This is a genomic window from Rhodospirillales bacterium (genome assembly GCA_016710335.1).
GTDB lineage: Bacteria > Pseudomonadota > Alphaproteobacteria > Rhodospirillales > Defluviicoccaceae > JADJXQ01.
In genome coordinates this window covers 201,202-215,841 of the sequence record JADJXQ010000004.1, presented here as the reverse complement: position 1 = coordinate 215,841, position 14,640 = coordinate 201,202, and the positions used below count along the sequence as shown (strand labels likewise).

9 protein-coding genes are annotated in these 14,640 nt (G+C 67.0%); 5 read left to right on the top strand and 4 right to left on the bottom strand.

Translation table 11 applies throughout. The features are described 5' to 3' along the window. Nucleotides 1-91: 91 nt before the first annotated feature. On the bottom strand, nucleotides 92-706 hold the full coding sequence (locus IPM60_08675) for a trimeric intracellular cation channel family protein (GenBank protein MBK8907967.1): 615 nt from the start codon (nucleotides 704-706) through the stop codon (nucleotides 92-94). A 173-nt stretch (nucleotides 707-879) separates the two neighbouring features. Between IPM60_08675 and IPM60_08670 the strand changes: the two genes are divergently transcribed. From IPM60_08670 to IPM60_08655, 4 genes are all read left to right on the top strand, one after another. Continuing rightward, nucleotides 880-1,560 (top strand): protein-L-isoaspartate(D-aspartate) O-methyltransferase, encoded by a 681-nt coding sequence (locus tag IPM60_08670; protein ID MBK8907966.1) that lies wholly within the window; start codon nucleotides 880-882, stop codon nucleotides 1,558-1,560. Between the two features lie 80 nt (nucleotides 1,561-1,640). After that, the gene (locus IPM60_08665) at nucleotides 1,641-4,187 is read left to right on the top strand and encodes a disulfide oxidoreductase (GenBank protein MBK8907965.1); all 2,547 of its coding nucleotides are present in this window, start codon (nucleotides 1,641-1,643) and stop codon (nucleotides 4,185-4,187) included. Nucleotides 4,188-4,248: 61 nt separating this feature from the next. Continuing rightward, a complete protein-coding gene (locus tag IPM60_08660; protein MBK8907964.1) occupies nucleotides 4,249-4,671 on the top strand; it encodes an RNA-binding S4 domain-containing protein in 423 nt (140 codons plus the stop codon). A gap of 127 nt (nucleotides 4,672-4,798) precedes the next feature. Beyond that, nucleotides 4,799-5,608 (top strand): hypothetical protein, encoded by an 810-nt coding sequence (locus IPM60_08655; GenBank protein ID MBK8907963.1) that lies wholly within the window; start codon nucleotides 4,799-4,801, stop codon nucleotides 5,606-5,608. Nucleotides 5,609-5,940: 332 nt separating this feature from the next. Here IPM60_08655 and IPM60_08650 read toward each other — a convergent pair whose 3' ends face one another. Both IPM60_08650 and IPM60_08645 read right to left on the bottom strand, forming a co-directional pair. Beyond that, the gene (locus IPM60_08650; protein MBK8907962.1) at nucleotides 5,941-8,379 is read right to left on the bottom strand and encodes a penicillin-binding protein 1A; all 2,439 of its coding nucleotides are present in this window, start codon (nucleotides 8,377-8,379) and stop codon (nucleotides 5,941-5,943) included. A 183-nt stretch (nucleotides 8,380-8,562) separates the two neighbouring features. Beyond that, nucleotides 8,563-9,774 (bottom strand): N-acetylmuramoyl-L-alanine amidase, encoded by a 1,212-nt coding sequence (locus IPM60_08645; GenBank protein ID MBK8907961.1) that lies wholly within the window; start codon nucleotides 9,772-9,774, stop codon nucleotides 8,563-8,565. 830 nt (nucleotides 9,775-10,604) lie between these two features. On the opposite strand from IPM60_08645, the gene IPM60_08640 reads away from it, so the two are divergent. Further along, the gene (locus IPM60_08640) at nucleotides 10,605-13,430 is read left to right on the top strand and encodes an Rne/Rng family ribonuclease (GenBank protein ID MBK8907960.1); all 2,826 of its coding nucleotides are present in this window, start codon (nucleotides 10,605-10,607) and stop codon (nucleotides 13,428-13,430) included. Between the two features lie 46 nt (nucleotides 13,431-13,476). On the opposite strand, the gene IPM60_08635 is transcribed toward IPM60_08640, so the two are convergent. Beyond that, entirely contained in the window at nucleotides 13,477-14,625 is a 1,149-nt protein-coding gene (locus IPM60_08635) for an aminotransferase class I/II-fold pyridoxal phosphate-dependent enzyme (GenBank protein MBK8907959.1), read from the bottom strand. Between the last annotated feature and the right edge of the window lie 15 nt (nucleotides 14,626-14,640).

Genomic DNA, 14,640 nt, shown 5'->3' with positions numbered 1-14,640 from the left:
CAGACTTCCCCCGTGTGGCCGGCGTCGAACTTCGACGAAATATGTGCGGGCGCTTCTATCGCCGCAAGCCCGAGGATCCGGCGCCGCACCGTCACCGGCTGCCCCCATACGTCGGTAGCGACAGGCCGAACAGGATGCCGGCGGCCCTGGCGCCGAACGCCACGGCGAACGCGGTCAGCATGGCGGCGGCGGGCGGAACGGACGCCCAGTCGGCGAGGACGTAGACGAGGGATCCGGCGGCGGCCGCGGTCGCGTAGATTTCCCGGTGCAGGATCAGCGGGCTCTCGGCGCACAGGACGTCGCGGATGATGCCGCCGAAGGTGGCGGTCATCAGCCCCATGAGCACCGCGACCGACGCCGGCGCGCCGACGGCGAGCGCGACTTCGGCGCCGAGGACGCAGAAGATGGCGAGGCCGACGGCATCGGCCCACAAGAGCCAGTTCTGGCGATGCTGGAGCCGATGGGCGATAAAAAATCCGAGGATCGCGGTCGCGGCGCAGACCGCCAGGTATTCCGGCTTGCCGATCCAGAACACCGGCCGCACCCCCAGCAACAGGTCGCGGAGCGTGCCGCCGCCGATTCCGGTCACCGTCGCGATCAGGACGAAGCCGAACACGTCCATGCGCTTGCTCGATGCCTTCAGCGCCCCGCTGGCGGCGAAGACGGCAACGCCGAACAGGTCGAGGAGTTGGATGAACTGGTTCATGGTCGATCCACCGCGCTCCGTTCGGCCAACCCGCCGCAGCCGGTGCGGCTGACGCGCGAAGAGTTCCGCGACGGTTTGGCATCGGCATGATAAAACCACGGGACCACCGTGAACAGCGCGCCAGCCTGCGGGCGAATGCCGGTGCGGCGCGCGGTCGTTCGAGCAAGGCACGCATGAGCAAAGCGCAATTTGCAGAAGCCCGTCGGCGCCTGGTCGAGATCATCGAAGCGGAGGCGCGCCAGACCGCATCGTGGACCGGCCGGCCGCGGTTTTCCGAGCGGGTAATGGCTGCGCTGGCGGCGGTCCCGCGGCACGAATTCGTCCCGGACCGGGAACAGGCTTCCGCCTATGACAACCGGCCGCTCGCCATCGGCCATGGGCAGACCATCTCCCAGCCGTACATCGTCGCGGTGATGACGGACCTGCTCGATCTCGTCCCGGACGATCGGGTTCTTGAGGTCGGCACCGGCTGCGGCTATCAGGCGGCCGTGCTGGCCGCCGTTGCCGGGCAAGTCTACTCGCTGGAAGTCGTTCCGGCATTGGCCGAAGCCGCGCGCCGGCGGCTCGAACGGCTTGGCTACGGCAACATTCATGTCCGCGTCGGGGACGGCTATGCCGGTTGGCTCGAGCAAGCGCCGTTCGACGCCATCATCGTGACCGCCGCGCCACGGGAAGTCCCCGATGCTCTGGCGCAACAACTGGCGCCGGGCGGCCGGCTGGTGATTCCGGTGGGCGCCGCCGGAGACACGCAGATGCTGTACCGGTGCGTGCGCGAAGTCGACGGTTCGCTGACCAAGGAGCAGAAGCTTCCGGTCGCTTTCGTCCCCATGGTCCCGGGCAGCGCCTCGGGCTAGCGGAGCTTCCGCACCCGCCGCTGCTTCGGGCGCTCTTGGGGCTTGCGCGGGGAGCCCAGGATGCAGATTGTCATGGGGTCATGGTGACCGCCGCCAGCCGACCCCGCGTTGCCGCCGTGCTCGGCCCGACGAACACGGGCAAGACCCACTTCGCGATGGAGCGGATGCTGGGTCATGCGTCCGGGATGATCGGGTTCCCGCTGCGTCTGCTCGCACGCGAGAACTACGACCGCGCCGTCCGGGCCAAGGGGGCGCGGAGCGTCGCGCTGATCACCGGCGAAGAGAAGATCGTGCCGGCGGAGGCCCGCTACCTTCTGTGCACCGTAGAATCGATGCCGGTGGATCGACGGGTTGCGTTCGTCGGCGTGGACGAAATCCAGATGTGCGCCGACCCGGACCGTGGCCATGTGTTCACCGACCGCCTGTTGCACGCGCGAGGCGGCCTCGAAACCCTGTTCATGGGCGCTGAAACCATCCGCCCTCTGATCCGCCGGCTGGTTCCGGAAGCCGAGATCATCACCCGCCCGCGGTTCTCGACCTTGAGCTACAGCGGGTCGCGCAAGCTCCAGCGGCTGCCGCCGCGGACCGCCATCGTCGCCTTTTCGGTTGCCGACGTCTATGCCATCGCCGAGCTGATCCGCCGCCAGCGGGGCGGAACCGCGGTGGTGCTGGGGGCGCTCAGCCCCCACACGCGCAACGCCCAGGTCGCCATGTATCAGGCGGGGGAGGTCGATTATCTGGTGGCGACCGACGCCATCGGCATGGGCCTCAACATGGACCTGAACCATGTGGCGTTCGCAGAGACCCGCAAGTTCGACGGCCACTACCCGCGGCCGCTGACCGCGGCCGAACTGGCGCAGATCGCCGGCCGCGCCGGTCGCCACATGAACGACGGCACGTTCGGCACCACCGCCGACGCCGGCGCTCTCGACCCGGACATGGTCAGCCGCGTCGAAAACCACCGCTTCGACCCTCTGCGGCGGCTCTACTGGCGCAATGACGCGTTGATGTTCGCCTCGCTCGACGCGCTGCTTACCAGCCTGGCGAGGACGCCGACGACGCCCGGCCTGACGCGCATCCGCCGCGCCGACGACGAAGACGCTCTGGCGGCGCTGGCCCGCGATGCGGAAATCGTGGCGCTGGCGCGGCACCCGGCGGCGGTCCGTCTGTTGTGGGACGTGTGCCAGATCCCGGACTTCCGCAAGGTGATGAGCGACGCCCACGCCCAACTGCTGGGCCGGATCTATCGTCACCTGATGGGGCCGGACGGGCGGGGCGACTGCCGCCTGCCCGCGTCCTGGGTCGCGCGCCAGGTGGATCGCATCGATCGCGTCGACGGCGACATCGAGGCGTTGATGCAGCGCATCGCCAACATCCGCACCTGGACCTACGTGTCCTACCGAGCCGACTGGGTCGACGATGCCGCCGGCTGGCAGCAGCGGACCCGCAGCATCGAGGACAAGCTGTCCGACGCCCTGCACCGCCGCCTGATGCAGCGGTTCGTCGACCGGCGGAGCTCGATCCTGCTCGGGCGGATGCGGAGCGCCGACGACTTGGCGAGCGCGGTCAGCGCCGCCGGCGACGTGATGGTCGAGGACGAATTCGTCGGAACCCTGGAAGGCTTCCGCTTCACCCCCGACCCCGGCGTGACCGCGGACAGCCGGATCGACAGCGGACCGGTCATGCGGCTGCTCAATGCGGCCGCCCTCAGGGCGCTGCGCACCGAGATCCCGTATCGCCTGCGCCGGATGGAGGCGGACCCCGATGATGCGTTCGCGGTTACGCCGGAAGGGGCGATACTTTGGCATGACGCGCCGGTGGCGCGACTGGCGGCCGGCGCCGATGTGCTGCAGCCGAAGGTCGAGCCGGAGACCGGCGACATGCTGGAGCCGGCCCAGCGCGAGCGCCTGCGACGGCGTCTGGCCGACTGGCTGGAGCGCTATCTGGAGGCCCATCTGGCGCTGCTGTTCAAGGTTCGGCGCGCCGGCCTGGCGGGGGCGGCGGGCGGCATTGCGTTTCAGGTTACGGAAGCGCTGGGGTCACTGGCGCGCCGACAGGTGGCGACGCAGATCGCGGCGCTCAGCCGCGACGACCGCAAGGCGCTGGCCCGCATCGGCATCAAGATCGGCCGCGAGAGCGTGCACGTTCCGCGGCTGCTGAAGCCGCAGGCGATCGCGCTCCGCGGACTGTTGTGGGCGACGCATCACGGCGTCGACCTTCCGGCTTTGCCGCCGCCGGGGCGCGTCACCGTTGCGATGCAGGACGGGACGCCGCCCGCATTCTACGGCGCCATCGGCTACCTGCCCCTGGGGCGAGCGGCGGTGCGCGTCGACATGGCGGAGCGCGCGGCGGCCCGCGCCAACGCGCTCGCGCGCGGCGGCGACTTCGAGGCGACGCAGGAGTTGTGCGGCCTGCTCGGGTGCGGCGCGGAAGACCTGATCGGCATCCTCGCGGCGCTCGGATACGAGCCACGGGAGGGCAGCGACAGCACCGTCTTCCGCCGCGCCCCGCGCCGGCAGCCGCAGGCAACGGCGAAGCAAGGGAATGCGAAGCGTGAACGCCGGTCGGCGAGGCCGGAGGCACATTCGCCGTTCGCCAAGCTGCGCAGACTGGTGTCGCCGACATGAGCATGGACGCTGCCGGCAGCATGGGCGCTATCGGCGTGCGATCGGAAATGCGCTCGGCCTCATGAGCGAGAGTGTGCTGCGGGTCGACAAATGGCTTTGGCACGCCCGCTTTTTCAAGAGCCGCACCTTGGCCAGCCGCCTGTGCGAGAGCGGGCGGCTGAGAGTGAACGGCGCCGTGGTGCGCAAGTCCCATCAGGTGCTGCGACCAGGGGACGTCCTGACCTTTCCGAAGGGCGCGGACATCCGCGTCGTGCGCGTCGTCGCGCTCGGCAGCCGGCGCGGACCGGCCACGGAAGCGCGCGGCCTATACGATGATCTGCAGCCGCCGCCCCAGACGCCGGGGCCGCCGCCGGCGCCGATGGAGTCGCCGCCGGCGCCCATAGAGCCGCTGCCGACGGGCAAACGTGAATCGGGAGCCGGTCGGCCGACCAAAGCGGAGCGGCGGGCGTTGGACCAGTTACGGAAAGCACCAAACTCAACCTAAAGTGTTACCTTGACTATATGATCGACTTACGGTAGAAAACCGTGCGCGCTTGTATAGGGAGTCGAAGATGTCAGAGGGGAATGCAGATAAATTTGCTGGTCACGCGGCCGCAAGGACCGTGGGCAGAGTGGCGACCGGCAATTGGGAAGCCTTCCCTGCGAGTAGAATACCGGAAGTGCGTGAAGCCGCTGAAGGGTGGGCCGCGGCACTGCGCGGCATTGAAAAGGCTTGGCTCTGTTGGTGCGTAAGCGACAGATGGTGCGTGTTACAGCAAAAGCTCGTCCAGTACGTGGGCTGGACGCCTGTGGTAGGCCACGATACCAATGTTGAAAACCCGACTGTTGTTCCTGGAAGCATTTATATCGACTTCAATAGCCAGTTGAAGCTTCCTCGCCTTTATCCCCATTTCGCGATGGAGTGGATACATCTGTTTGCCGATCGCCTCGCCTTTTGGCATTCGGACTTCGTGGTTTCCAAGCGCGACATGGAAAAGGCGGCAAAATGTTTCGAGGATCTCAAGCAAGGTGAACTCGCGATGCCCTGGGGGTCGACCAGGCTCCTTATGCGGTTGCTTGCTCAAGCCCGGCCCGTCAGCAATACGAATAGGTTATTCGAAATCATCGGATGCAATACGCGGCAGGCGAGCCTCGAGCAGTATCAAGAGGGCCTGGGTTTTTGGCGGCATCCCGAGAAACATCCGAACAACACGACCCTTCCTGATGATTACCCGCATTGGGAACACAGCGTCGGCATATCGCTCTGGGCAAGAAAACATCGTGACAAGCACAAATTACCAAGCGTCGATACAAGAACCGGTCATGCCCACTCCTGGGGCAAGGGACTGAGGGAAAATACGTCGAAACAGGAGTTGCTTGACAAACATGAGGACATAAACGCCTACGCAAAGAAGCTGGGTATCGAGGACCTCCTTCGGTAGGAGCTTACGCCGGCGAGGCATCGGCTGCCGTTCTTGACGGTGGCCCCGACAGTGCGCATATCCGATTAATGTTCTCATCTTATGCGCACAGCCCAGGCGTGCTCGACGTCCTCCGCGAGCGATGTGCCACAAGAAGGTGCTCTGCGTTTTCAGTCACTTAGCGGTCGGCCGCGCATACATCCGAGTACATCTGCATACACAATCTGCCCGCAAACGGACACAAAGCGGGGAATATCAATGGCTTAAGCCTGCCGCAGCCGTTCAGGATCGCCACAATCGTGCGACCGATCGAGCCCCTTCGCGCGGGATCAAGGTGATTGCCTGCGCGGGTCTCAGTAGAGGCCGCCGGTGCCCATGGCGGGGCCTTCGACGGCGACGCCGGCGCCGCTGAGAATTTCCCGCTGCTGGTCGGGTTCGTTGCCCGGCTTGAAGGCTTCGAGAATCACGTGCCGGTCGCCGGACGCCGCAAGACGGCCGCTGTCGCGGTCGATGCGCACCAGGCGGATGCCGGGCGGAACCCGGAACGGTATGGCGGGTTCCTCCGCGAGGGCCGCGGCCATGAAGTCGCGGAAGATCGGCGCCGCCGCAGACGAGCCCGTTTCCTTGCTGCCGAGCGGTTTCGGATCATCGAAGCCGACGAACACGCCGACGACGAGGTCGGGCGAAAACCCGACGAACCACGTGTCCTTGCTGTCATTGGTGGTGCCGGTCTTCCCGGCGAGCGGCTTGCCGACGTCGGCGACGACGGTTCCGGTGCCGCGCTGCACGACACCCTGCAGCATCGACACCACTTGATATGCGCTTGCCGGATCGGTGACCGCCTCCCGCGGATCCGGCAACGCCGGGGCGGGCTGTCCACGCCATTCGGCCGACCGGCATCCGGAGCAGTCGCGCCCGTCGTGGCGATAGATGGTGCGCCCATGGCGGTCCTGGACGCGGTCGATGAGGCTGGGGGTGATCCGCTTGCCGCCGTTGACCAGCATGCCGTAAGCGCTCGAGAGCCGCAGCAGGGTGGTCTCGGCGGCGCCCAAGGCGAAGGACAGGTGCGGAGGCATGTCGTCGACGATGTCGAAGCGTTCGGCGGTCTCCGCCACGCGCTCCATGCCGATCGTCTGGGCGAGACGCACGGTCATCAGGTTGCGCGACTTCTCCAGGCCGATGCGCATCGTCGTCGGGCCGTAGAACCGGTTCGTGTAGTTCGCCGGCCGCCATTTGGGCAGGCCCGGCCCCTGATCGATGATGAACGGCGCGTCGAGGATGATGGTGGTCGGCGTGAAGCCGTCCTCCAGCGCCGCCAGGTAGACGAACGGCTTGAAGGCCGACCCCGGCTGCCGGTAGGCCTGGGTGGCGCGGTTGAATTCGCTGCGCTCATAGCTGTAGCCGCCGGACATGGCGAGGACACGGCCGGTGTGGGGATCGAGGGCGACGAGGGCGCCCTCCACGTCAGGGATCTGTCGGAGCGCATACCGCGTCGTTTCCTCTGCCGCGGCAGCGCCGTCCTCGGCTTTCACTTCGACGGCGACCACGTCCCCGACCGCCAGCACGTCCGCCGGCCGCTCGACCGCCGGACCGAGATGCTGGCCCTCCCGCCACGGCCGCGCCCACGTCAGCGCCTCCAGGGGGATGCGCCCTGCCCGCCCGCCGAGGACGATGTCAGCGCCGGCGGCATCGAGCGCCACCACGACCGCCATTTTCCAGTCGCCGAGCCCCGCCGGCTTCGGCACGGCGTCGAGGCGCGCCGTCACCTCATCGCTCGCTTGCGGCGACTTTGGAGACGGCGGGATGTCGATGCGGGCGATCGGTCCGCGCCAGCCGTGGCGACGGTCGTACGAGGTCAGGCCTTCGCGCAGGACCCGATCGGCGATATCCTGCAAGGCCGGGTCGAGGGTCGTGCGCACTACCAAGCCGCCCTCGTAAAGGGCGGTTTCGCCATAGCGGCTGCCGATTTCCCGCCGCACCTCTTCGGCGAAATAATCGGCGGCGAAGGCCTCGGTTTCATCCCGCCAGCGCATCTGGATCGGCGCGTTGCGCGCTTCCTCCGCCTCGGCGGCGGTGATGACACCATCCTCCAGCATGCGGCCGATCACCCAGTTGCGGCGCTCCAACGCCTCTTCCGGATTGCGGATCGGATCGTAATTGCTCGGCGCCTTGGGCAGGCCCGCAAGGAACGCCGTTTCCGCGATCGACAGTTCGTCGAGGGATCTGTTGAAGTAGTTGAGCGCCGCGGCCGTCACGCCGTACGAGCCGCGCCCGAGGTAGATTTCGTTCAGATAAAGCTCGAGGATCCTGTCCTTGCTGAAGGCCTGCTCCATGCGGAAGGCGAGCACCGCCTCCTTCAGCTTGCGGTTCATGGAAACTTCGCTGCCGACCAGAAAGTTCTTGGCAACCTGCTGCGTGATCGTCGATGCCCCTTGCAGCCGCCGCCCGGTGCCGAGGTTCTTGACGTTCGTGACCGCAGCGCGGGCGATGCCGAAGATGTCGACGCCCGGGTGCTGGTAGAAATTCTTGTCCTCCGCGGACAGGAACGCGTGGATCACCCGCCGCGGGGTGGCGTCGATCGGCACGAACACCCGATTCTGGACCGCGTATTCGTTGAGCAGCCGGCCGTCGGCCGTGTAGAACCGCGTCGTCACCGGCGGATCGTAATCGGCCAATTGGCGATAATCGGGGAGGTCCTGGCCGATGGCGTAGAACGCCACCGCCACGCCGGCAGCACCAATCAGGAGGAGCGCGAACAGGGAGCCGAACACGGCGGCGATGAGTCTGATCATCAGCGAAGACTACCAGTCCGTTCCTGATCCAGTCGAGATCTTGCCGCATCACGCAGCGCGGGACCGGCAGGCCCGCCACGATCGGAAAGGCCGATCATAACACGGACGCGCGCGCCGTCAGTCGACAATCGGCTCTCGCGCTCGGACGCGAAGACGCCCTAGCCCCTATTGAAGTCTGGGGCCCTACTGAAGCCTGGCTTCCTTGGTGCCTTCGAAATAGGCATCGGTCGCATTGACGATGGCGCGTGCGAGCCTGGTGAGATAGTCGCTCCGTTGGAGGAGCCGCTCGTCCTCGCGGTTCGACAGAACCCCGATCTCGACGAGGATCGACGGGATGTCGGGCGCCTTCAGCACCGCGAAGCCTGCGAAACGGTGGGTGTTGCGGAGAAGCGACGTGCTGCGGCCGAGTTCGTAGATGACGCCTGACGCGAGGCGCGCCGATTCGTTCATGGTTTCGCGCCGCGCCAGGTCGATCAGGATGGTGGCGACTTCCGGCTCTTCTCCGGAGAGATCAACGCCGGTGATCAGGTCCGCCTTGTTCTCGCGCTCGGCCAAGGCCGCCGCCTCCGCGTCGGATGCCTGTTCGGACAACGTATAGACGGATGCGCCGCGCACCCAGCTTACCGGGTTGGCGTCGGCATGGATGGAGACGAACAGGTCGGCGCGGGCTTGCCGCGCGATCCTGATGCGCTCGCGGAGCCGAACCGCTTTGTCGCTGTCGCGGGTCATCACGACGCGGTAGCCACCCTTCCGCTGCAGTTCCCGACGGAGGATGCGGGCGGCTTTCAAAGTGACCGCTGATTCGTACACGCCGCTGACGCTGATGGCGCCCGGGTCGTGACCGCCGTGCCCGGGGTCGAGCACCACCACCTTCTGGCGCGTCCACGGTTGCGGCTTCTGCGGCGGCAGACGAAACACGACCGGCGTCGGCTCTATGGTCGGCGCCAGCGGTCTGACGGCGCGGCCGGCATGGGCGCCGGTCACCGCAGCCGTCGCTGCAGCGGCGGGCTCGGCGGCATCGGCAATTGCGGGCTGCTGCGCTGACTGTGGGGCGGGGCGCGGCGCGGGTTGTTGCCCGGGTTCGGCGGCGGTGGCGGCGATGCCTGTGGCGGGCGACTCGGTCTTTGGCGCGCCGGCCGGATCAGCCGTCGGCGGCCGCAGCGCCCGCGATTGCGGTGGTTGCGGCGCAACCGAAGCGGATGACACGGGCGCCCCAGCCACCTGAGGTTCAGCCGGAGCGCCGGTCGGCGCCGCCGGGTTCTCCGCCGGGACGCGAATCAGGTCGATGACGAGGCGCTGGCCCTGGCCGCTGCGCCCGGCGATCAATTGTGCGCGGTCGACGGCCACCGGGACTTTGCAGTCGAGCACGACCCGCGACGTTCCCGGCCGGAACAGCCCATAGCGCAAGGCTTTCAGGGACGGTGACTCAATCGCGAACTGCTCCACGGGCAACTGCCATTCCACCTCGGCCAGATCGAACACGACACGGCACGGGTTCTTGAGCGTGAAATGGCGGAAAGCAACGGGTTCGCTCAGTTCCAGAACCACCCGCGTGCGATCAACGTCTTGACTGACGCGGGCGCCGGTGATTGCCGACGCCTTTGCGAAGGCATGGGCGGCCAACCCGCCCAGCGCACGCGGGACCAGCGCCGACGTGGGCAAAACCAGCGCCGCCAGCAGCAGAACCACGGCGGTCCGTGCACGGCCACGAACGATAGAGCCAAGTGCCTGCTTCATGCCTGTCGCTAAGATCCATCCACAACCGCGATGATTTACAACCATTTTTCGATTTTTTTCAACGCCTAACGCAGGCGCGTTGCAATCTTTCTCAAACTCGGGCGTTGTGAAGCGGTCATCCTGGCTGTATCTTGACAGCGGTGGCTTATGTCGCATGGGGTTTGGCCGCGTTGTTTGGCCGCGTTCCGGGCGCCTCGTCGTTGTCCGATGGCGGTTTCGACTTCCTATTGCTGGTCGACGCCGGCAGGTTTGGCTGGCCGACGCCGGCACGTTTGTTGAATCCCACACGATTCCAACCACCGCGCACAACCCGTTGCAATAGGTTCCTATGGCACTGAGTGCAGCCCGATCGACCCGTCATTCCGGCACCGACGTTGACGCCGGACTGCAAGGGATCGCTGGCGCCTCCTCGCAATCATCAAATCGAGCCCGGGTGTCGTGGCGGCTGACGCCGCCGCGAAGCGCTGCGGGCAGGAGTTCTACGTTTCATGACGACAAAACGCATGTTGATCGATGCGGCCCACCCGGAAGAGACGCGGGTGGCTGTTATCGATTGGGATCGCCTTGTAGACTATGATGTTGAAGTCGCGTCGCGGCGACAACTCAAGGGCAATATCTATCTCGCCAAGGTGACGCGGGTCGAGCCGTCCCTCCAGGCCGCGTTCGTCGAGTACGGCGGCAATCGCCACGGATTCTTGGCGTTCAACGAAATCCACCCTGACTATTACCAGATTCCGGTCGCCGACCGCGAGGCGCTGCTGGCGGAGCAGGCCGCTGCCGACCGGGCCGAAGACGCGGCCACGGAGGCGGCGCACGAAACTGCGCCCGAAGCATCGGAGGCGTCGGAGGCTCCCGAAGTCGAAACCGTCGAGGCCGCCGACGACGAGGACGAAATCGGGGTCCGCAAGCCGCGCACGTCAACCCGGCATTACAAGATCCAGGAGGTCATCAAGCGCCGGCAGATCATGCTGGTGCAGGTGACCAAGGAGGAGCGCGGCAACAAGGGCGCGGCGCTGACCACCTACCTGTCGCTGGCCGGCCGCTACTGCGTGCTGATGCCGAACACCACGCGCGGCGGCGGCATCTCCCGCAAGATCACCAACCTGGTGGACCGCAAGCGACTGAAAAAGATCGTGGCGGAACTGGGGCTGCCGGAGGGCATGGCGGTCATCCTGCGCACCGCCGGCTCGGAGCGCAGCAAGGCGGAGGTCCGCCGCGACTACGACTACCTGTTGCGACTGTGGAGCAACATCCGCGAGCTGACCTTGACCTCGATGGCGCCGGCGCTGGTGTACGAAGAGGGCAGCCTCATAAAGCGTTCGATCCGCGATCTCTACGATCGCCTGACCGACGAGATCCTGATCGAGGGCGAGCCGGCGTATCGCACCGCCAAGGATTTCATGAAGCTGTTCATTCCCAGCCACGCCCGGCGGGTGAAGCTGTACGAGGACCGCAAGCGGCCGTTGTTCCAGTCGTTCAAGGTCGAGGACGAGCTGGAGGAAATGCACCAGCCGGTCGTTCAACTCAAGTCGGGCGGCTCGATCGTCCTCAACCCGACGGAAGCGCTTGTCGCCATCGACGTCAACTCCGGCCGCGCCACGCGAGAGCGCCACATCGAGGAAACCGCGCTCAGAACCAACCTGGAGGCCTGCGACGAGGTCGCTCGCCAGCTTCGGCTGCGGGACCTGGCGGGACTGATCGTCGTCGACTTCATCGACATGGAGAACACCCGCAACCAGGGGCAGGTCGAGCGGCGTTTCAAGGAGGCGATGAAGAACGACCGCGCCCGCATCCAGCTGGGCCGCATCAGCGCCTTCGGCCTTCTGGAGCTGTCGCGCCAGAGGCTGCGGCCGAGCTTGTTCGAGACAAGCTTCCAGATATGCCCCCATTGCGCCGGGGCCGGCATCCGGCGAACCACGGAGTCGCTGGCGCTGGCCGTGCTGCGCCACATCGAGCAGCACGCACTGGCCGGAGTTTCGACGACGATCTGCGCGCGCGTGTCGCTTGCGGTCGCGAGCTACCTTCTCAATCAGAAGCGACGGATGCTGAGCGATCTCGAGGCCCGGTTCGGGGTCACCGTCACCGTCACCGGTGACGACACCCTGATGGCGTCCGACTACGCCATCGATTGCAGCGGCCCGCCGCCGTCTCCGGGCGCCGTGCCGATAGTTGCTGCCGAGGCTCGCGGTGAGGCGGAGGCCCGACGCTTGATCGACGCTGAAGACGAGATCGAGACTGCTGACGAGGCCGAGGCCGAGACCGAAGCCGAGACTGGCACCGCCGCCGATCAGCAGCCGGACGAGCGCGGCGACGATGGCAAGCGCGGACGGCGCCGGCGGCCGCGCCGCCGCAAGCGGACCGACGGCGAGGCAGAGGCGATCGCGGCGGAGGCGCGCACCGGAGAAGACCGGTCCGACGATGAAGAGCAGGCCGCGGCGGCGAGCGATGGTGGTGAACAGGAACCGGAAGCCGAGGACGCGTCGGAGCGGGACGATGGGGCCGACGAGGATGATGCAGAGAAAGCAGCCCGCAAACGACGCCGGCGCGGCAAGCGCGGCGGCCGGCGGCGAGCCCGCAAAGCTACCGCGGACGAAGCCGGCGGCGAAGGGGACGAGGCGGACTCCGGCTTAGAAGGGCCGGAACTGCCCGATCCATCGGAACTCACCGTTGAGGCTGCGCCTGGAGCGGAAGCTCAACAAGAGGGTGAGCCGGAGCATGAGGGTGAGCCGAAGCATGAGGCTGCTGCGGCGATTGCATACGGTGCCGACGATGCCGGCAACGTTGCGGCCTTGGATGCAGAGTCCGATGCGTCCGTCGGCAACGAGACGGACGAGCGGATCGGGGGCCATGATGATTTGGAGACAGCGCCTCTCGATGCGACGGAAACTTCACCTGAAGATGTGACACGCCCGGACGAAGCCGCCACGGCCGGGGATCCGGATGCCGTGCAGGACGACGAAGCACCGGCGTCGGAGGATGTTCCGGCCGATCCTGCGTCGGCCGCTGAACAGCCGGATGACCCCGACGCGGGCGCCGACTGGCCGTCGGAGCCCCCGCACCCGGTCGACGACTCCGGCGAGAACGTCGGCGACGCCAACGAGCCAGAAGGCGCCGAGCCAGAAGGCGCCGAGCCAGACGCCAACGATGCGCGCGAGACCAGCGGCGCCGATGCCGGCGACAACGGCGATCCGGACTCGGAGTCTGAGCGCGAAAAGCTCGAGATGCGGCGAACCGTCGTCATCAATGTCGGGAACGAAGGCGCGCACGGTCACGAGAGCCGGCGCACCGGCTGGTGGCAGCGCTTCATGAGCTGACGCTCCACGGACCGGAGAGGACAGCGAACGCCGCCGGTCGGCGGGCTTATTGGCGCCAGGCGATCAGCCGCCGCGCCGCTTCCGCCATGTCCTCGGCGGTGCCCGCGAACGAGAAGCGGATGAACCGGTTGCCTCGCTCGGGATCGAAGTCGACGCCCGGCGTCACGGCGACGCCGGTCTCCGCCAACATTCTGCGACAGAACGCTTCGCTGTCGTTGGTGCGGTGCGCGACGTTGGCGTAGATGTAGAAGGCGCCCTCGGCTGCCGCCAGTTCGGCAAACCCGGCCTTCGGCAACTCGCTCAGCAGGATGTCGCGGTTGCGCGCGTAGCGGGCGACGTTGGCATCGAGTTCGACTTCACAATCAAACGCCGCCACCGCCGCCAGTTGCGACAAAGTGGGGGGCGAGATGAAGAGGTTCTGGGCGAGACACTCGACGGAGCGCAGCAGCGGCTTCGGGACCACCATCCATCCCAGCCGCCAGCCGGTCATCGCGTAGTACTTGGAGAAGCTGTTGACGACGATCGCGTCGTCTTCGAACGCCAGCGCCGTCGCCGCCGGCCGCTCGTAGGTGATGCCGTGATAGATTTCGTCGGAGACGAAACGGATCCGGCGCTCCCGGCAGCAGTCCGCCAGAGCCGCCAGTTCCACGGCGTGCAGCATGGTGCCGGTAGGGTTGGCGGGGCTGGCGACGATCAGCCCGTCGAGTTCGCCCTCGACGCGCTCCAACACCGCCGGGGTCGGCTGAAAGTTGGTTTCCGGCCCTACCGCCACCTCCACGACTTCCACCCCCAGCGCAGCGAGGATGTTGCGATAGGCCGGATAGCCAGGGCTCGCCAGCGCCACCCTGTCGCCGGCCTCGAACGCCGCGAGAAATGCCAGGATGAACGCTCCGGAGGAGCCCGGCGTTACCGCGACTTGGCGCCAGTCCACACCCGCCCCGTACTTGTCTTGGTAATGGCGGGCGATGCGCCGGCGCAAAGGCTCGACGCCGAGGGCGTCGGTATAGGCCAGGCGGTCGTTGTCGAGCGCTGCTTTCGCGGCGGCGACGACACCTGCGGGGGCTCCGGTTCCGGGTTGCCCCACCTCCAGATGAAGGACGTCATCGCCTTGTGCTGCGCGCTCGTTGGCGGCGCGCAGCACGTCCATGACGATGAACGGCGGGACGGCGCCGCGCTTGGCGGTCTTCAGGGTCATGGTGCCGGCTCGATA

Bases quoted from the DNA above. Each gene is read 5' to 3' on its own strand.
- IPM60_08650 (MBK8907962.1), bottom strand. From the start codon at position 8,379: ATGATCAGACTCATCGCCGCCGTGTTCGGCTCCCTGTTCGCGCTCCTC.
- IPM60_08670 (MBK8907966.1), top strand. From the start codon at position 880: ATGAGCAAAGCGCAATTTGCAGAAGCCCGTCGGCGCCTGGTCGAGATC.
- IPM60_08640 (MBK8907960.1), top strand. From the start codon at position 10,605: ATGACGACAAAACGCATGTTGATCGATGCGGCCCACCCGGAAGAGACG.
- IPM60_08660 (MBK8907964.1), top strand. From the start codon at position 4,249: ATGAGCGAGAGTGTGCTGCGGGTCGACAAATGGCTTTGGCACGCCCGC.
- IPM60_08665 (MBK8907965.1), top strand. From the start codon at position 1,641: ATGGTGACCGCCGCCAGCCGACCCCGCGTTGCCGCCGTGCTCGGCCCG.
- IPM60_08675 (MBK8907967.1), bottom strand. From the start codon at position 706: ATGAACCAGTTCATCCAACTCCTCGACCTGTTCGGCGTTGCCGTCTTC.
- IPM60_08635 (MBK8907959.1), bottom strand. From the start codon at position 14,625: ATGACCCTGAAGACCGCCAAGCGCGGCGCCGTCCCGCCGTTCATCGTC.